Genomic DNA, 16,963 nt, shown 5'->3' with positions numbered 1-16,963 from the left:
ACGACGTGCCGGTGAGGTCGTGCCGGCCGCTGGCCGGTAACCCTGGTGAAGCGGACCCGGCGCGGATGCCGCCCAGCGGGCGGCACTACCGTTGTGGATGCAGAACGGCCGTGCGGACGGAACGATCTGGCCCGTGCTCGTCATCCCGCGCGATGGGCAAGGGAGTATCGTGGGCACAGCCGCCAGCCCCGGAAGCGACATCCTGCCAGCCGCCGCTTCCCTTTCCCCAACTGAAGTAGTGCGGAGTTGATGCAATGAGCAAAGCTGCAAGCAAGGGTGCCACGCCGGGATTCCGGATCGAACATGACAGCATGGGCGAGCTGCAGGTGCCTGCCGATGCCCTGTGGGGCGCGCAGACCCAGCGCGCTGTACAGAATTTCCCGGTGTCGGGCCAGCGCATGCCGCGCGGGTTCATCCGTGCGCTGGGCCTGGTCAAGGGCGCTGCCGCCGGCGTCAATGCCGAACTGGGCCACCTGCCGAAGACGGTGGCCAAGGTGATCCAGGCCGCCGCTGCCGAAGTGGCCGCCGGCAACTGGGACGCGCAGTTCCCGATCGATGTCTACCAGACCGGTTCGGGCACGTCGTCGAACATGAATGCCAACGAGGTCATCGCTACCCTGGCCAACCGTGCCGGCAAGGCGGGCAAGACCGCGGTGCATCCCAACGACCACGTCAACCAGGGGCAGAGCTCCAATGATGTGATCCCGACCGCGCTGCGCGTGTCGGCGGTGCTGGCGGTGCATGAGCAGCTGCTGCCGGCGCTGGTGCACCTGCGCAAGACCCTGGACAAGAAGGGCCGCAGCCTGCGCAAGGTGGTCAAGACCGGCCGCACCCACCTCATGGATGCGATGCCGCTGACCTTCGAGCAGGAGTTCGGTGCATGGTCGGCGCAGCTGGCGTCGGCGCAGGAGCGCATCGAGGACAGCCTCAAGCGCGTGCGCCGCCTGCCGCTGGGCGGCACTGCCATCGGCACCGGCATCAATGCCGATCCGCGCTTCGGCGCGCAGGTGGCCAAGGCACTGAAGCAGCAGACCTCGATCAAGTTCGAAAGCGCCGAGAACAAGTTTGAAGGCCTGGCCGCGCAGGACGATGCGGTGGAGCTGTCCGGCCAGCTCAATGCGCTGGCGGTGGCCCTGATCAAGATCGCCAATGATCTGCGCTGGATGAATGCCGGTCCGCTGGCCGGGCTGGGCGAGATCGAACTGCCGGCGCTGCAGCCGGGCAGCTCGATCATGCCGGGCAAGGTCAATCCGGTGATTCCGGAAGCGACCGTGATGGCCTGCGCGCAGGTGATCGGCCACCACACCGCGATCACCGTGGCGGGGCAGACCGGTAACTTCCAGCTCAACGTCACCCTGCCGCTGATCGCGGTGAACCTGCTCGATGGCATCGGCCTGCTCGCCAACGTGTCGACCCTGCTGGCCGACAGTGCCATCGCCGGGCTGAAGGTACGCGAGGACCGCGTCGCCGAGGCGCTGGCGCGCAACCCGATCCTGGTCACTGCGCTGAACCCGATCATCGGCTATGAGAAGGCGGCGGCGATCGCCAAGCGCGCCTACAAGGAACAGCGTCCGGTGCTGGACGTGGCGCTGGAAGACAGCGGCCTGGACGAGGCCGAGCTGCGCCGCCTGCTGGACCCGGCCGCGCTGACCGCAGGTGGCATCCAGGCCGGTGGCGGTGGCGCCGGCGGTTGATCTGGATTCTGCAATCTGTAGAGCCGAGCTCATGTTCGGCTCAGCGTCCAGGGCCGTAGCCGGGCGAGGGCCCGGCTCTGCAAAACAGAACGCCGCCCCTGGGGCGGCGTTTTGTTTCAGCGACGATCGGCGACGATGTTGCCGAAGGTGTCGGTGTAATCCTTGAACTCCGGGATGCGCTGGGTCAGGTCCGCCGGGATCACCTCCATGCCCTCGGGCGGCTGGATCTTCACCGGCTGCATGTTGGGATCGGCCGGCGCGGCCACCAGCGTGTTCTGGCGCAGCACCTGCAGCTTGCCGAACATCGTCTGCAGCATCTGCCTCTGGCTGTCATCCAGCGGAATCTGGATCTCATCCACCTTCATCGTGCCGTCGCCGAGGATGATGATGTTCGGCGCCGGCGGGCGGCGCACGGTGACCATGCCCTGGCTGACGGAAATCTTGGGCTTGCCGCGCTCGGCGCGGTGGTTGCGGTAATCCTTGTCACAGCCGACCAGGCCCAGGCAGAGCAGGGCGGCCAGCAGCAGGAACAACTTCTTCATGGCATTCGGTTCGGGGGCGTCCGGGGCGGCCATTGTAAGCCCGCCAGCGCGGCCCGGCCGGTCGTGGGATGCCACGGCCGGCCGGGTGCGCTGAAATGTCTCACCTGGAGAACGTGACCGAGTTGTTCTTGCCGCAATCGTCCACGTCGCTCTGGTCCATCGTTGCATACGGCTTGAAGGCCGGCAGTTCGCGCGCCAGCGCCTGCTGGCTGGCCAGCATCGCCGGCAGGCGTGCGCAGATGCGCTTGGCCTGGGCTTCGATCTTCTCGGCTTCGGCGTTGATGCGTTTCTCGACGCCTTCGCTGTCGCCGCTGAAGATGCCCTTCAGCGCCTCGCCGGCCGCGCTGGCCCCCAGCTTGGCGCCGGCCACGCCGACGTCCATGCCGTCCATCGCGATCGCAACCACGTGGCCGCGGTACGCCAGCAGTGCACGGTGCTGGGCGTCATTGACGGTGATCTCCTTGCCGGCGATCAGCAGGCGGCCATCCGGCGTGATCTCCGCGCGCGGCTGCTTGTCGCCGGAGATCTTGATGTTGCCCTGGGTGATCTCCTTGCGGGCATCGTCCATCGCCTCCTTGACGGTCTGGCCAACGCCGCTGGTGGCCTCGGCGACACTCTTGCCGAGGGTCGGGTCGGACGGGGAGGAGGTGCCGCCGCAGGCGATCAGCGGCAGGCACAGCAGCGTGGCGGGCAGCATGCGCAACAGATTCATTGGTGTTCCCCTGGAGTGTCTGGACGTGGCTTACTTGCTGCGCGGCAGGGTGACCCGGCCGCTGACATTGCGGTGGTCGACATCGCCGCTGCCGCTGTGGTCGACGGTCAGGCTGCCGCGCACGCCGTCAACCTGGATGTCACCCGAGCCGTGGCTGCGCACATGCACATTGCCACCGATATCGGCCAGATCGACGCCGCCGGAGCCGACCACGCCGACCTCGACGTTGCCCTGCACGCGCTTGAACTCGATGTCGCCGGAGCCGACCGTGTCCAGCCGCGCGTTGCCACGCACATCGGCGATCTTCAGGTCGCCGGAGCCGACCGTGCCGGTGCTGGCGTCACCGCCGATATTGCGCACGGTGACATCGCCGGAGCCGAGCGAGCGCAGGTTGAAGGAGCGGCCGCCATCGATGTTGAGGTCGCCTGATCCCACCGCCGCCTGGATGCCGCCGCGGGTGCCGCGGACCACGGCATCACCGGAACCGACATCCACGCTCAGCGACTGCGCATTCTCCACGCTGACGTCACCGGAGCCGACCTTGATCTGCAGCGGCAGGTTGTCCGGCACGCTGCCACGCACGTCCAGCGAGGCGTAGTTGTTGCCCCAGCTGATGCTGGGGCTGCGGCCTTCGCGGCGCAGGCTGACGATCAGCGTGTCACCACTGCGCTGCTGGTCCAGCACCAGCTGGTCCAGCCACTCCTTGCTGGAGGCGCAGGCGCGGCCCTCCAGCTGGCCGCCGCCCTTGCTGGCGACGATCTTCAGGTCGTGCTGGTTCACTTCGAACACCACGGCCTTGGCACCGGCCAGGTCCAGCTTCAACGCGCGCTGCGCGGAGAACTTGCAATCCGAGGTATCGGCGGCCAGCGCCGACAACGGCAACAGCAACAACGCGGTACAGGCAAGCAGGGAACGCATGGGTGGTGCCTCCGGGTGGATGGATCAGATTTCGCCGGCGCGCTTGCGCAGGCGGATGGCGAGGAAAATGAACACTGCACCGACGGCCGCACCGATCCACAGTTCCGGCATCGCCAGCGACTTCAGCTGCGAGGTCGGCGACATCAGGCTGACCACCGAATCGAGGTCACGACGGGAACCGGCGCTGAGGCGGTACACCAGGTCCATGCCCGGTACGCCGCCCAGCAGCAGGCGGCCGACGATGTTCTGCCAGAACCAGCCGGTGCTCAGTCCGATCAGCGGCATGATCTTGGTGGTGCTGACAATGACGCCGGCAAACAGCGGCAGCATCACCGCCCACAGGAACGGCTTGCTGCGGGCCCAGGCCGAGCACAGCAGCAGCCAGCCGGCGGTGGGCAGCGCCCACAGGGCATAGACCGGAATCCAGGCCAGATGGCCGGCGGCCAGGGTCAGCGGGCTGGCCGGCCCCCAGATCAGCGCCATCGGGCTGCCACCGTGCACCATCGCGACGATGCTGATGATCAGCATGAAGCCGAACATGGTCAGGATGGCGGCGATCACCGCGATCAACGGCGCCACGATCAACGCACTGATCACTTTGGACAGCACGGTCTGGGTGTCCGACAGCGGCAGCGACTTCCAGAACAGGATGCTGCGGTCGCGGCGATCGTCGTACAGGGCGCCCAGGCAATAGAAGAACACCACGAAGGCCAGCACCAGGAACGGCCAGGCCGAGCTGAGCACCAGGGTCAGGTCCAGGCCGTTGCCGAGATCGGCCAGGTCCTTGCCGTTGATGTTGCGGGTGAGCAGCGCCAGGTCCAGGCCGTTGACGTTCACGCTCTCGCCATCGACATGCAGGCCGCCGCTGCGTGCGGCGCGGTTCAGCGCGAACAGGCCGAAGGCGATGCCGACGGTGCTCATCACCAGCGAGATCAGGCCGGCGATCAGCGGCGCATACAGGAAGCCGCCGCGGTTTTCCCAGTACTCGCGCTTGAGCAGCCAGCGCAGGGTGCCCAACGGGCTGACGGGGTGGTTGACGGCATTCATGCGTAGGTCCCCTTCATGACGGCGACGAACAGGTCGGCCAGGCCCGGGCTGCGGGTCTCGCCAAGGGTGGAAAGCTGGGTGCGCGGTACGCCGTCGAACAGCATCACGGTCTTGCCGAAGGCCAGGCTGCGCTCGTCGATCGGCTTCAGCGCGCGCGCGGTGTCCAGCTGCTCGGCATTGACCAGCAGTTCGGTGTAGCGCTGCCCGACCTCATCCATCTCCGCGTCGAGCACGATGCGGCCGTCGCGGATGAACATGACATCGCTGAGGATGTGCTCGATCTCTTCCACCTGGTGGGTGGTGACGATGATGGTCTTCTGCTCGTCGAAGTAGTCTTCCAGCAGGCGCTGGTAGAACTCCTTGCGGTACAGGATGTCCAGGCCCAGGGTGGGTTCGTCCAGCACCAGGATGCGGGCATCGATGGCCATCACCAGCGCCAGGTGCAGCTGCACGATCATGCCCTTGGACAGTTCGCGTACGCGCTGCTTCGGCTGCAGCTTGGTGTTGGCCAGGAAGCGCTCGCAACGGGCGCGGTCGAAGCGCGGATGGACGCCGGCGACGAAGTCGATCGCCTCGCGGACCTTCAGCCAACGCGGCAGCACGGCGACGTCGGCGATGAAGCAGATGTCGTTCATCAGCTCATCGCGGTGCAGCCGCGGATCGCGGCCGAGCACGTTCAGTTCGCCTTCCACCGAGGTCAGGCCGAGCACTGCCTTCAGTGCGGTGGTCTTGCCGGCGCCGTTGGGGCCGATCAGGCCGACGATGCGGCCGCTGGGAATGCTGAAACTGGCATTGTCGAGGGCGAGCGTGGTCTTGTAGGCCTTGCGCAGGCCTCGGGCGGTGATGACCGGTTCACTTGCGGTGCTATTCATCAGACTTTCCCCTGGGGCAGCAATTCGTCGAGGCTCAGGCCCAGGCGCTGGATGCGCTCCAGCACGGCCGGCCACTCTTCGTTGAGGAAGCGCTCGCGCTCGCTGCTGCGCAGCTGCGTGGCGGCCTGCTCGGTCATGAACATGCCCAGGCCGCGGCGCTTTTCGACCAGGCCTTCGTCGGCCAGTTCCTGGTAAGCGCGCGAAACGGTGATGGGGTTGAGCTGGTAGTCGGCGGCCACCTGGCGCACCGAAGGCAGGGCATCGCCCGGCTTGAGGATTCCGTCAAGCATCATGGCGATCACGCGCTCCTTCAGCTGACGATAGATGGGAGCGCCGTCGCTCCACTGGATGTCGCTCATATTCAGCTCCGTGGGGTCAGCGGCTGGGCGAACGAGAAATACGGCATGGACAGGGAGCTGTGCAGCCGACGCGGGGGAGGGGGGGAGGATCGGCGTTTCCGGCCGGAGAAGCGGTCGCGTCCTGCGCACTGCCAACGGAGTCAGGGAGGCTGGGCGCGGCCAGCCAGGCCAGTACGATCAGGGTCGAAACTGCAGCGGCCGCGGGTGCGGCGAGGTTGCGACGGATCCGGATGTTCATGGCTTCCCCCTGTCTCAGGTGACTGGTGTTGTATGCAACTATAACACCGGCACGCCGCCGTGCAAGCCCTTGCCGACCCCAACTGATGGCAGGGGCGGTCACTGGTTCGAAATATCCGTTCAATGCATTGATATTGAAGGGAAATATTTCTGAAACCGAGGTCGCCTGGGGAGCGCCTTGCATTCAGCAATGTCCATGTTATGTCAGCGCAATGCTGTCCAGACGCGGCCGACAATGGATCCGCCACGCCGCGCAAAGCCATGGCGGGCCCGTGCCAACAGGGCCGCGGAAGCCCGGTGCTATAGTTCGGCCGATTCCCGGCCGCCGTTGGCCGGGCCCTGTGAATGGCTACCGCGGACTGCTCCTGATGCCCCTGCCGACCGTTTCCCCGCGCCGCCTGCGCGGCCTGTCCCTGCTGGCCCTGATGGTGGCCGGTGTCGCCGGTTCCGCCAGTGCCCTGGCCGCCGATCTGCTGGACCTGGATTACCGGCCGCTGGCCAGCAAGCAGCAGGTCAACCTGCAGCAGCGCTACCACGGGCAGGTCCTGCTGGTGGTCAACACCGCCAGCAAGTGCGGCTATACCCCGCAGTACGAAGGTCTGGAGGCGCTGCAGAAGCGCTATGCCGGCCGCGGCTTCGCCGTGCTCGGCTTCCCGTCCAACGACTTCAAGGGCCAGGAGCCGGGCGACGAGAAGCAGATCCAGGACTTCTGCACGCTTACCTATGGCGTCAAGTTCCCGATGTTCGAGAAGGTGCACGTGGTCGGCACGGAGGCCACGCCGCTGTACCAGCGGCTGACCGCCGCGACCGGCGTGGCGCCGGGCTGGAACTTCCACAAGTACCTGGTCGGCCGCGATGGCAAGGTCATCGCCCAGTTCGCCAGCAAGGTGACGCCGGACGACCCGCAGCTCACCGCCGCCATCGACAAGGCGTTGGCCACCGCTGCCACGCATTGATATCCGGCACGGATGCCTCGACATCGACGGCATGCGTGCGACAATGTTTCTTTTCGCGCCGACGTCGGCGCCCAGACACTTCCAGGAATGCAGCGAATGAAGATGGGAATGCGCGGCGCCGCGGCGTCGGTTCTGATTCTGGCGATGGGCACTTCGGGTGTCGCTCTGTCGCAACAACCGGCTGCCCCCGCAGCCGCCAAGGAGACCGCAACCTTGAATTCCCCCAAGCAGAAGCTCGGCTACGCCATCGGCCTGGACGTGGCCAAGTCGTTCACCCCGATCGCTGATGAGATCGACGTGGCCGCGCTGCGCACCGCCGTGGAGCGTTCCTTCGAAGGTCTGCAGCCGCAGATCACCCAGGAACAGGCCAAGGCCACCGACGCGGCCCTGCGCCAGGTCGTCATGGCCCGCAGCGGCCAGCAGGTGCCGGGCGTGGCGCCGGGTTCGCAGCCGCCGAAGGTCGACCGCGTCAAGGTGTCGCAGATGATCGGTTCGTACTCGGTGGGTCCGTCGCTGGCGCAGCTCAAGGACGATATCGACGTCGCCTCGCTGTTCGACGCGATCAGCACCGGCCTGAGCAAGGGTCAGCCGAAGATGACGGAAGCTGATGCGACCGCCACCATCCAGGCCTTCATGGGCAGCAAGCAGGCGGAAATGCAGGCCAAGGCCGCCGCCGCTGCGCAGACCAACCGCGAAGAGGGCAATGCCTTCCTGGCCAAGAACAAGACCCAGCCGGGCGTGGTGACCACCGCGTCGGGCCTGCAGTACCAGATCATCCGCCCGGGTAGTGGCGAGCGTCCGCTGCCGAGCAGCAAGGTGCGCGTGAACTACGAAGGCAAGCTGCTCAACGGCACCGTGTTCGACAGCTCCTACGGCCGTCAGCCGGCCGAATTCGGCCTGGACCAGGTGATCAAGGGCTGGACCGAAGGCGTTGCGCTGATGCCGGTCGGTTCGAAGTACCGCTTCTGGATCCCGGGCAACCTGGCCTATGGCGAGAACGGCACCCCGGGTGGCCCGATCGGCCCGAACGCAACTCTGACGTTCGACGTCGAGCTGCTGGGCGTCCTGCCGTAAGCGACCACGGAGCCTGCACGGACATGCGCGTTGCGATTTTCGGTACCGGTTACGTAGGTCTGGTGACCGGTACCTGCCTGGCCGATGTCGGTCATCAGGTGGTCTGCGTCGATATCGACCAGGCCAAGGTCGATGGCCTCAACCAGGGCATCATCCCGATCTATGAGCCCGGCCTGGAGCCGATGGTGAAGAGCAACCATGCCGCATCGCGGCTGGCCTTCACCACCGATGCCGCGGCCGCGATCCAGCACGGCCAGGTGGTGTTCATCGCCGTCGGCACGCCGCCGGACGAGGATGGCAGCGCCGACCTGCAGTACGTGCTGGCCGTGGCCCGCACCATCGGCCAGCACATGAGCGTGCCGACCGTGGTGGTCAACAAGTCGACGGTGCCGGTTGGCACCGCCGACAAGGTGCGTGCCGCCATCGCCGCAGAGCTGGCCGCGCGCGGCGCGGACATCGCCTTCGACGTGGTGTCCAACCCGGAATTCCTGAAGGAAGGCGACGCGGTTGCCGACTGCATGCGCCCGGACCGCATCATCATCGGTGCGACCAGCGAGGAGTCGGTGGCGGTGATGCGTCGCCTGTACGCGCCGTTCAACCGCAACCACGATCGCGTGGTGGAAATGGACGTGCGCTCGGCCGAGCTGACCAAGTACGCAGCGAACGCGATGCTGGCGACCAAGATTTCGTTCATGAACGAAATCGCCAACATCGCCGAACGCGTCGGTGCCGACGTCGAGCAGGTCCGCCAGGGCATCGGTTCGGACCCGCGCATCGGCTGGCACTTCATCTACCCGGGCGCCGGCTACGGTGGCTCGTGCTTCCCGAAGGATGTGCAGGCGCTGGCCCGTACCGCCCAGCAGCACGGCCTGGAGCCGCAGCTGCTGAACGCGGTGGAGGCGGTCAACGAGGCCCAGAAGGGCCACCTGTTCGCGCTCATCCAGCGTCATTACGACAAGGGCGAGGATGAAGGCGTGCGCGGCAAGACCTTTGCCGTGTGGGGCCTGGCGTTCAAGCCGAATACCGACGACATGCGCGAAGCCTCCAGCCGTCGCCTGCTGGCGCAGCTGTGGGAAGGCGGGGCTTCGGTGCGTGCCTACGACCCGGAAGCGATGCATGAATCGCAGCGCATCTTCGGCGAGCGCGATGACCTGGTGTTCTGCAACAGTGCCGATGAAGCGCTGCAGGGCGCCGATGCGCTGGTCGTGGTGACCGAGTGGAAGCAGTTCCGCAGCCCCGATTTCCAGAAGCTGCGCGAGCAGCTGAAGGATGCGGCGGTGTTCGATGGGCGCAACCTGTACGAACCGGCCGAGGTCGAAGCTGCAGGCCTGGCCTACTACGGCATCGGCCGGGGGCGCTCGCTGCATGTCTGAGCTGCCGACCGAACGCGAGCAGGCGCTGGAAGCGCGCCTGGTCGAGCTGGAAATGCGCGTGTCCTTCCAGGAACAGGCGCTGGCCGAGCTGAGCGATGCGCTGGCCGATGCGCGCATGCAGGGCATGCGCAATGCCGACGTACTGCGCGTGCTGCTGGAGGACCTGGGCAAGGTCCGCAACGCGCTGAATTCTTCCGATCCGGCGAGCGAACCGCCGCCGCCGCACTACTGATCCGATCTCTATGAGCGATACCCTCCGCGACCAGCTGCTGGGCCTGGGCTTCAAGCCGGCGCCCAAGCCCGAGCGCAAGAACGATGGCCCCCGCCGTGATGGCCGCCCGCAGGGCAAGGGTGGCAATGGCAATGGAAAGCCGCAGGGCGCAGGCAAGGGCGAGCACAAGCCCGGCGAGCGCCGCGGGCACGGGCCGGGTGGCCCGGGCAAGGGGCGCGACCAGGCGCGTGCCGGCCAGGGCCAACAGGGCCCACGCAAGCCGCGCAGCGCTGAAGAGATGGACCTGGCCAAGGCCTATGCCATCCGCGCGCAGCGTGAGAAGGAAGAGCGCATCGAGACCGAGCGCCTGAAGCAGGAAGAGGCACGCGTGCGCCGCGAGGCGAAGGCCAAGCTGGAAGAACTGCTGAAGGACAAGAGCCTCAATGCCGAGGCCGCGGACATCGCGCGCCACTTCCCGTATGGCGGCAAGATCAAGCGCATCTACGTCACCGCCGAACAGCTGACCGCGCTCAACGCCGGTGAGCTGGGCGTGGTCCAGCTCAATGGCCGCTACCTGCTGGTGACCGCCGAGGTGCTGGCCCAGTCCGAAGCGGTGTTTGCCGCATCGGTCGCGCTGAAGGTCGATCCGAACGCGCCGGCCGAAGAAGACCCCTACGCCGACCCGCAGTACCAGGTCCCCGACGACCTGGTCTGGTAACCGCAAACAAAAAGGGGACGGAGGGGATTAAGTCGTTAGTGCCACAAACGACTTAATCCCCTCCGTCCCCTTTTTTATTCGGGGTCGTAGTCGAGGTTGGAGGCCAGCCAGCGTTCGGCCTGGGCGCGGTCCACGCCCTTGCGGCGGGCGTAGTCGCTGACCTGCTCGCGGCTGAGCCGGCCGACCACGAAGTACTGGCTCTGCGGGTGGCTGAAGTAGTAGCCCGACACCGCCGCCGTGGGCAGCATCGCGAAGCTCTCGGTCAGTTCCATGCCGGCATGGTGTTCGGCCTGCAGCAGGTCGAACAGGCGGCGCTTCTCGCTGTGCTCGGGGCAGGCCGGGTAACCCGGTGCCGGGCGGATGCCGCGGTACTGCTCGTCGATCAGGGCTTCGTTGTCCAGCGTCTCGGCATGGTCATAGCCCCAGAATTCGGTGCGCACGCGCTGGTGCAGGCGTTCGGCCAGTGCTTCGGCGAAACGATCGGCCAGTGCCTTCAGCAGAATGGCGTTGTAGTCGTCGTGCTCGGCTTCAAAACGCGCCACGTGCGCGTCGATGCCGATGCCAGCGGTGACCGCGAACGCGCCGATCCAGTCCTGCCTGCCGCTGTCGGCCGGGGCGATGAAATCGGCCAGGCAGAAGTCCGGGCGTTCGACCGGCTTGTCCACCTGCTGGCGCAGGAAGTACAGGGTGGTTTCGCCCTGCGGGTGCTGCACGCGCACGTCGTCGCCGATGCTGTTGGCCGGCCACAGGCCGAACACCGCCCGGGCGGTCAGCCAGCGCTCGCCGACGATGCGGTCGAGCATCGCACGGGCGTCGCGGTACAGCTCGCTGGCCTGGATGCCGACAATCTCATCGGTGAGGATGGCCGGGAACTTGCCGGCCAGTTCCCAGGCCTGGAAGAACGGGGTCCAGTCGATGTAGTCGACCAGTTCGGCCAGCGGATAGTCGTCGAATACGTGCAGGCCGGGTTGCTTCGGCGCAGGCGGTGTGTAGCTGTCCCAGCCGCCCTGGAACTTCTGCCCACGTGCATGCTCCAGCGTGACCAGGCGCTTGGCGTCGCCACGGTTGCGGTGGCGTGCGCGGATCTCCGCATAGTCCGCTTCATTGGCGGCGACGAAGGCCTCGCGCAGGTCGCGCGAAATCAGCGACTGCGCCACGCCGACCGCGCGCGAAGCGTCCTTCACCCACACGGTTGGCGCGTGGTAGTGCGGGTCGATCTTCAACGCGGTGTGCGCGCGCGAGGTGGTGGCGCCGCCGATCAGCAACGGCAGGTCGAAGCCCTGGCGCTGCATCTCGCGGGCGACGTGGCTCATCTCCTCCAGTGACGGGGTGATCAGGCCGGACAGGCCGATCAGGTCGGCGTTGTGTTCGCGCGCGGCATCGAGGATCTTCTGCGCAGGCACCATCACGCCCAGGTCGATCACCTCGAAGTTGTTGCAGGCCAGGACCACGCCGACGATGTTCTTGCCGATGTCGTGCACGTCGCCCTTCACCGTGGCCATGATGATGCGGCCATTGCTCTTGGCGGTGTCGCCGCTGCGCGCCTTCTCGGCTTCGATGTAGGGCAGCAGGTAGGCGACCGCCTTCTTCATCACGCGTGCGGATTTCACCACCTGCGGCAGGAACATCTTGCCGGCACCGAACAGGTCGCCGACGACGTTCATGCCATCCATCAACGGGCCCTCGATCACATCCAGCGGGCGGCTGGAGGCCTGCCGGGCCAGTTCGGTGTCTTCCTCGACGTAGGCATCCAGGCCGTGCACCAGTGCGTGCGCCAGGCGCTGCGCCACCGGCTTGTCGCGCCAGCCCAGGTCCTCGGTCCTGGCCGCGCCCTTCCTTCCCTTGTAGCGTTCGGCGATCTCCAGCAGGCGCTCGGTGGCATCGCTGCGGCGGTTGAGGATCACATCCTCGACGCGCTCGCGCAGCTCCGGTTCCAGTTCGTCATAGATCGGCATGGCGCCGGCGTTGACGATGCCCATGTCCATGCCGGCAGCGATGGCGTGGTACAGGAACACCGAGTGGATGGCCTGGCGCACTGTTTCGTTGCCGCGGAACGAGAACGAGACATTGGAAACGCCACCGGACACGTGGCAATGCGGCAAGGTCTGCTTGATGATGCGGGTGGCTTCGATGAAGTCGACTGCGTAGTTGTCGTGTTCCTCGATGCCGGTGGCGACGGCGAAGATGTTCGGGTCGAAGATGATGTCCTGCGGCGGAAAGCCGATCTCATCGACCAGGATGCGGTAGGCGCGGGTGCAGATCTCGACCTTGCGCGCACAGCTGTCAGCCTGCCCGTTCTCATCGAAGGCCATCACCACCGCAGCGGCGCCATAGCGCAGGACCTTGCGCGCATGCTCGCGGAACAGTGCTTCGCCTTCCTTCAGCGAGATCGAATTGACCACGCTCTTGCCCTGCAGGCATTTCAGGCCGGCCTCGATCACGCTCCATCTGGAGGAGTCGACCATCACCGGGATGCGCGCGATGTCCGGTTCGGACATGATCAGGTTGAGGTAGCGGGTCATCGCCGCTTCCGAATCGATCAGGCCCTCGTCCATGTTGACGTCGAGGATCTGCGCGCCGCTGGCCACCTGCTGGCGGGCCACGTCCACCGCCTCTTCATGGCGGCCTTCCTTGATCAGCTTGCGGAACTGCGCGCTGCCGGTGACGTTGGTGCGCTCGCCGACGTTGATGAACAACAGGTCCGGGGTGATGACCAGGGGTTCCAGGCCGGACAGGCGGGTAGGGCGGACGGGCGTCATGGCGGGCGGCGGCTCAGCGGCAATAGGGCGGGAAGTGCGGAACGCTGGCGGCAACGTTCATGCGGCCTGCTCCCGGGCGCCGGGCAGGACGCGCGGCGGCAGCCCGGCCACGGCCTCGGCGATGGCGCGGATGTGCTCGGGCGTGGAACCGCAGCAGCCGCCGACCAGGTTCAACAGGCCATCCTCGGCGAAACCGCGCAGGGTGGCGGCCATTTCGCCGGGTGTTTCGTCGTACTCGCCGAAGGCATTGGGCAGGCCTGCATTGGGATGGGCGCTGACGTGGCAGTCGGCGACCTGCGCCAGGGTTTCCACATGCGGACGCATCGCGTCGGCACCCAGTGCGCAGTTCAGCCCGATCGAAAGCGGCCGCGCGTGCGCCAGCGAGGCATGGAAGGCCTCGGCGGTCTGCCCGGACAGGGTGCGCCCGGAGGCATCGGTGATGGTGCCGGAGATCATCACCGGCAGCCGCGCGCCGCGGGCGTCGAAGGCCTCTTCCAGCGCGTAGAGCGCGGCCTTGGCGTTGAGCGTATCGAAGATGGTCTCGACCATGATGGTGTCGGCTCCGCCGTCGATCAGGCCGTCGATGGCTTCGCGGTAGGTGTCGCGCAGCTCATCGAAGCTGGTGTTGCGGAAGCCCGGGTCGTTGACGTCCGGGCTGATCGAGGCGGTGCGGCTGGTCGGGCCGATCACCCCGATCACGAAGCGCGGCTTGCCCGGCGTGGTCGCGGCCACGGCCTCGCAGCAGCCACGCGCGACGGTGGCGCCGGCCTTGTTCAACTCGTAGACCAGGTGTTCCAGGTGGTAGTCGGCCTGGCTGACCGAGGTGGCGTTGAAGGTATTGGTCTCGACCAGATCCGCGCCGGCTTCGAGATAGGCGGTGTGGATGTCGGCGATGACCTGCGGCCGGGTCAGCAGCAGCAGGTCGTTGTTGCCCTTCAGGTCATGCCCCTCCGGCGCGGCGTGGTCGCAGCCCGGGCCATGCGCGTGGTCGTAGCCGCCGGCGAAGCGTTCACCGCGGTAGTCGTCCTCCTGCAGGCCGTGGCGCTGGATCATCGTGCCCATCGCGCCGTCGATGATCAGGATCCGTTCGCGCAGGGCGTCGAGCAGCGCATTGGCACGATCGGGATGCAACCAGGGCAGGGCGGACATGGTGGCCTCGGGCTCAGGGCTTGTTGGCGATCAGCGAGATCACTTCGAAGTGCGGCGGGCGCTTTTCGCGGGTGACCGTCTCCAGGCTGGAGACCTGCAGGCCGGCCTTGTCGACGAACCTGCGCAGCTCCTTGTCGCTGAAGCCGAGATTGACGTGGCCGTAGGCCTCCACCGCGGCCTTGTGTTCGTGCCGGGCCAGGCTGCACAGCAGCAGGCGGCCGCCCGGGCGCAATACGCGCGCGGCCTCGGTCACCGCCTGCGCCGGCTTGCTGGCGTAGGTCAGTGCGTGCATCAGCACCACCAGGTCGAAGCTGCTGTCCTTGAACGGCAGGGCATGCATGTCGCCTTCGCGGACTTCCACGTTGGGCAGGCGGCGCAGGCGTTCGCTGGCGGCGGCGACCACGCGCGCGCTGGTGTCGATGCAGATGTAGCGCTTGGCATGCGGCGCGACGAGCTCGGCCAGCACGCCATCGCCGGAGGCGATGTCCAGCACGTCGCCGGTTTCCAGCAGCGGCAGTGCGGTCCGTGCCAGCGCTTCCCAGGTACGCCCCGGGGAGTAGTGGCGCTCCATGTCGCCAGCAACGCTGTCGGCCCAGTTCTGGTCCGAGGCACGGTGCGCGAGTACTGCCGCCACCCGCTCGGCATCCTGGCGCAGCAGCGGGTCATCGCTTCCGTTGCTCAAGGCATGCCACAATGCACGCTGCGCCGGGTCCAGCTGGGCCTCGTCGAAGCGGTAGTAGGCCGACACGCCGGCACGGCGGTCGCGTACCAGGCCGGCTTCCTTCAGGCGCGCCAGGTGGGTGGACACGCGCGGCTGCGCCAGGCGGGTGATCGCCGACAGTTCGGCCACGGTCAGTTCCTCCTGCTCCAGCAGCGCCAGCAGGCGCACGCGGGTCGCGTCGGCGAACACCTTCAGGCGGGTCGACCAGTCTTCAAGATCCATAAATATCTACCTATCGCGATATAGAGATATATTCGCCGAGATGGCCTGTCGCGGTCAAGTCGCTGGCGTACGGAAGCCGCCGCGCCCCGGTACAATCGAGGCACCTGGGCGCGCCCGGCGCGGCCCATAACTTCATGTACCCGGGAGGGTGTTGTGGATTTCAGCTTTACTGAAGAACAGTTGATGCTGCAGGACGTGGCGCGGCGCATCGCGCATGAGAAGATCGGCCCGAGCGCCGAACATCACGACCGTACCGGCGAGTTCCCGCTGGACAACATCCGCCTGCTGGGCGAGAACGGCCTGATGGGCATCGAAGTGCCGACCGAATACGGTGGCGCGGGCATGGACCCGGTGGCGTACGTGCTGGCGATGGTGGAGGTCGCCGCCGCCGACGCAGCCCATTCGACCATCATGTCGGTCAACAACTCGCTGTTCTGCAACGGCATCCTCACCCACGGCACCGAAGCGCAGAAGCAGAAGTACGTGCGCGCGATCGCCGAGGGCGAGGCCATCGGCGCGTTCGCGCTGACCGAGCCGCAGTCCGGCTCGGACGCCACCGCCATGCGCTGCCGCGCGGTGAAGCAGGCCGACGGCACCTTCGTCATCAACGGCAAGAAGAGCTGGATCACCTCCGGCCCGGTCGCCAAGTACATCGTGCTGTTCGCGATGAGCGAGCCGGACAAGGGCGCGCGTGGCATCACCGCCTTCGTCATCGACACCGATCGTGCCGGCTTTGGCCGTGGCAAGACCGAGCCGAAGCTGGGCATCCGTGCCTCGGCCACCTGCGAGATCGAGTTCAACGACTACGTGGCGCAGGCGGAAGATGTACTGGGCCAGGAGGGCGAGGGCTTCAAGATCGCCATGAGCGTACTCGACGCCGGCCGTATCGGCATCGCCTCGCAGGCGATCGGCATCGCCCGTGCCGCCTATGAAGCGACCCTGGAGTACGTGAAGGAGCGCAAGGCGTTCGGCGCGCCGATCGGCACCTTCCAGATGACCCAGGCCAAGATTGCCGACATGAAGTGCAAGCTGGACGCAGCGCTGCTGCTGACCCTGCGCGCGGCGTGGGTGAAGGGGCAGGGCAAGCGCTTCAGCACCGAAGCGGCCGTGGCCAAGCTGACCGCCTCGGAAGCGGCGATGTGGATCACCCACCAGGCCGTGCAGATCCACGGCGGCATGGGGTACTCGAAGGAAATGCCGCTGGAGCGCTACTTCCGTGATGCCAAGATCACCGAGATCTACGAAGGCACTTCGGAGATCCAGCGCCTGGTGATCGCCCGCAACGAGACCGGGCTGCGCTGAGTCCGGACCGGCGGTACCTGTAGAGCCGAGCCCGTGCTCGGCTCCACAGAAAAGGCGGCAACAGAAAAGGCCCCGGATCGCTCCGGGGCCTTTTCGT

16 protein-coding genes and 1 pseudogene are annotated in these 16,963 nt (G+C 66.8%); 7 read left to right on the top strand and 10 right to left on the bottom strand.

The genetic code is table 11. The features are described 5' to 3' along the window. The first annotated feature begins 254 nt into the window (after positions 1-254). Positions 255-1,694, top strand: a complete 1,440-nt coding sequence (locus Q0P60_RS03110; protein ID WP_294988120.1) for a class II fumarate hydratase — start codon at positions 255-257, stop codon at positions 1,692-1,694. Positions 1,695-1,810: 116 nt separating this feature from the next. On the opposite strand, the gene Q0P60_RS03105 is transcribed toward Q0P60_RS03110, so the two are convergent. From Q0P60_RS03105 to Q0P60_RS20615, 7 genes and pseudogenes are all read right to left on the bottom strand, one after another. After that, positions 1,811-2,236, bottom strand: a complete 426-nt coding sequence (locus tag Q0P60_RS03105) for a hypothetical protein (protein ID WP_294988118.1) — start codon at positions 2,234-2,236, stop codon at positions 1,811-1,813. A 100-nt stretch (positions 2,237-2,336) separates the two neighbouring features. Continuing rightward, positions 2,337-2,948 carry a hypothetical protein gene (locus Q0P60_RS03100; protein ID WP_294988116.1) on the bottom strand — a complete coding sequence of 204 codons (612 nt, stop codon included), beginning with the start codon at positions 2,946-2,948 and terminating at the stop codon, positions 2,337-2,339. A 30-nt stretch (positions 2,949-2,978) separates the two neighbouring features. After that, positions 2,979-3,866 (bottom strand): DUF4097 family beta strand repeat-containing protein, encoded by an 888-nt coding sequence (locus tag Q0P60_RS03095; RefSeq protein ID WP_294988114.1) that lies wholly within the window; start codon positions 3,864-3,866, stop codon positions 2,979-2,981. A gap of 24 nt (positions 3,867-3,890) precedes the next feature. Further along, complete coding sequence (locus tag Q0P60_RS03090; RefSeq protein ID WP_294988112.1) at positions 3,891-4,913, bottom strand: ABC-2 transporter permease; 1,023 nt, start codon at positions 4,911-4,913, stop codon at positions 3,891-3,893. After that, positions 4,910-5,785, bottom strand: coding sequence for an ABC transporter ATP-binding protein (locus Q0P60_RS03085; RefSeq protein ID WP_294988110.1), 876 nt, complete (start codon positions 5,783-5,785; stop codon positions 4,910-4,912). Before Q0P60_RS03085 ends, Q0P60_RS03090 begins: the two co-directional genes overlap by 4 nt. Continuing rightward, on the bottom strand, positions 5,785-6,144 hold the full coding sequence (locus Q0P60_RS03080; protein ID WP_005410261.1) for a GntR family transcriptional regulator: 360 nt from the start codon (positions 6,142-6,144) through the stop codon (positions 5,785-5,787). Before Q0P60_RS03080 ends, Q0P60_RS03085 begins: the two co-directional genes overlap by 1 nt. Before the next feature lie 2 nt (positions 6,145-6,146). After that, positions 6,147-6,382, bottom strand: a pseudogene (locus Q0P60_RS20615) (hypothetical protein). 367 nt (positions 6,383-6,749) lie between these two features. Here Q0P60_RS20615 and Q0P60_RS03075 point away from each other — a divergent pair. From Q0P60_RS03075 to Q0P60_RS03055, 5 genes are all read left to right on the top strand, one after another. After that, entirely contained in the window at positions 6,750-7,337 is a 588-nt protein-coding gene (locus tag Q0P60_RS03075; RefSeq protein ID WP_294988108.1) for a glutathione peroxidase, read from the top strand. 96 nt (positions 7,338-7,433) lie between these two features. Beyond that, positions 7,434-8,411: an FKBP-type peptidyl-prolyl cis-trans isomerase gene (locus Q0P60_RS03070; RefSeq protein ID WP_133935094.1), complete on the top strand. Its 978-nt coding sequence runs from the start codon at positions 7,434-7,436 to the stop codon at positions 8,409-8,411. A 23-nt stretch (positions 8,412-8,434) separates the two neighbouring features. Then, entirely contained in the window at positions 8,435-9,784 is a 1,350-nt protein-coding gene (locus Q0P60_RS03065) for a UDP-glucose/GDP-mannose dehydrogenase family protein (protein ID WP_294988105.1), read from the top strand. Next, complete coding sequence (locus tag Q0P60_RS03060; protein ID WP_046982650.1) at positions 9,777-10,016, top strand: SlyX family protein; 240 nt, start codon at positions 9,777-9,779, stop codon at positions 10,014-10,016. The genes Q0P60_RS03065 and Q0P60_RS03060 overlap by 8 nt, the downstream gene beginning before the upstream one ends. Positions 10,017-10,026: 10 nt before the next feature. Continuing rightward, positions 10,027-10,713, top strand: coding sequence for a DUF2058 family protein (locus Q0P60_RS03055; RefSeq protein WP_294988102.1), 687 nt, complete (start codon positions 10,027-10,029; stop codon positions 10,711-10,713). 74 nt (positions 10,714-10,787) lie between these two features. On the opposite strand, the gene metH is transcribed toward Q0P60_RS03055, so the two are convergent. Genes metH through Q0P60_RS03040 form a run of 3 tightly spaced genes read right to left on the bottom strand, consistent with a single transcriptional unit; the run spans position 10,788 to position 15,564 of the window. Further along, positions 10,788-13,472: a methionine synthase gene (metH, locus tag Q0P60_RS03050; RefSeq protein ID WP_294988100.1), complete on the bottom strand. Its 2,685-nt coding sequence runs from the start codon at positions 13,470-13,472 to the stop codon at positions 10,788-10,790. Between the two features lie 57 nt (positions 13,473-13,529). After that, on the bottom strand, positions 13,530-14,621 hold the full coding sequence (locus Q0P60_RS03045) for a homocysteine S-methyltransferase family protein (protein WP_294988098.1): 1,092 nt from the start codon (positions 14,619-14,621) through the stop codon (positions 13,530-13,532). A gap of 13 nt (positions 14,622-14,634) precedes the next feature. Next, complete coding sequence (locus Q0P60_RS03040) at positions 14,635-15,564, bottom strand: metalloregulator ArsR/SmtB family transcription factor (protein WP_049465810.1); 930 nt, start codon at positions 15,562-15,564, stop codon at positions 14,635-14,637. Positions 15,565-15,717: 153 nt separating this feature from the next. Here Q0P60_RS03040 and Q0P60_RS03035 point away from each other — a divergent pair, with 153 nt between their 5' ends. Beyond that, on the top strand, positions 15,718-16,866 hold the full coding sequence (locus tag Q0P60_RS03035) for an acyl-CoA dehydrogenase family protein (protein WP_294988094.1): 1,149 nt from the start codon (positions 15,718-15,720) through the stop codon (positions 16,864-16,866). Positions 16,867-16,963: the final 97 nt, after the last annotated feature.

Origin of the sequence: uncultured Stenotrophomonas sp., from assembly GCF_945952405.1 — a bacterium.
Lineage (GTDB): Bacteria > Pseudomonadota > Gammaproteobacteria > Xanthomonadales > Xanthomonadaceae > Stenotrophomonas.
Note: the sequence above shows the minus strand (reverse complement) of the source record. Positions and strands in the feature narration are given on the sequence as shown.

What these genes read in the sequence shown, in the direction of transcription:
- Q0P60_RS03070 (WP_133935094.1), top strand. Translation starts at nt 7,434, where the DNA reads ATGAAGATGGGAATGCGCGGCGCCGCGGCGTCGGTTCTGATTCTGGCG.
- Q0P60_RS03065 (WP_294988105.1), top strand. Translation starts at nt 8,435, where the DNA reads ATGCGCGTTGCGATTTTCGGTACCGGTTACGTAGGTCTGGTGACCGGT.
- metH (WP_294988100.1), bottom strand. Translation starts at nt 13,472, where the DNA reads ATGACGCCCGTCCGCCCTACCCGCCTGTCCGGCCTGGAACCCCTGGTC.
- Q0P60_RS03090 (WP_294988112.1), bottom strand. Translation starts at nt 4,913, where the DNA reads ATGAATGCCGTCAACCACCCCGTCAGCCCGTTGGGCACCCTGCGCTGG.
- Q0P60_RS03110 (WP_294988120.1), top strand. Translation starts at nt 255, where the DNA reads ATGAGCAAAGCTGCAAGCAAGGGTGCCACGCCGGGATTCCGGATCGAA.
- Q0P60_RS03040 (WP_049465810.1), bottom strand. Translation starts at nt 15,564, where the DNA reads ATGGATCTTGAAGACTGGTCGACCCGCCTGAAGGTGTTCGCCGACGCG.
- Q0P60_RS03095 (WP_294988114.1), bottom strand. Translation starts at nt 3,866, where the DNA reads ATGCGTTCCCTGCTTGCCTGTACCGCGTTGTTGCTGTTGCCGTTGTCG.
- Q0P60_RS03075 (WP_294988108.1), top strand. Translation starts at nt 6,750, where the DNA reads ATGCCCCTGCCGACCGTTTCCCCGCGCCGCCTGCGCGGCCTGTCCCTG.
- Q0P60_RS03100 (WP_294988116.1), bottom strand. Translation starts at nt 2,948, where the DNA reads ATGAATCTGTTGCGCATGCTGCCCGCCACGCTGCTGTGCCTGCCGCTG.
- Q0P60_RS03055 (WP_294988102.1), top strand. Translation starts at nt 10,027, where the DNA reads ATGAGCGATACCCTCCGCGACCAGCTGCTGGGCCTGGGCTTCAAGCCG.
- Q0P60_RS03080 (WP_005410261.1), bottom strand. Translation starts at nt 6,144, where the DNA reads ATGAGCGACATCCAGTGGAGCGACGGCGCTCCCATCTATCGTCAGCTG.
- Q0P60_RS03105 (WP_294988118.1), bottom strand. Translation starts at nt 2,236, where the DNA reads ATGAAGAAGTTGTTCCTGCTGCTGGCCGCCCTGCTCTGCCTGGGCCTG.
- Q0P60_RS03045 (WP_294988098.1), bottom strand. Translation starts at nt 14,621, where the DNA reads ATGTCCGCCCTGCCCTGGTTGCATCCCGATCGTGCCAATGCGCTGCTC.
- Q0P60_RS03060 (WP_046982650.1), top strand. Translation starts at nt 9,777, where the DNA reads ATGTCTGAGCTGCCGACCGAACGCGAGCAGGCGCTGGAAGCGCGCCTG.
- Q0P60_RS03085 (WP_294988110.1), bottom strand. Translation starts at nt 5,785, where the DNA reads ATGAATAGCACCGCAAGTGAACCGGTCATCACCGCCCGAGGCCTGCGC.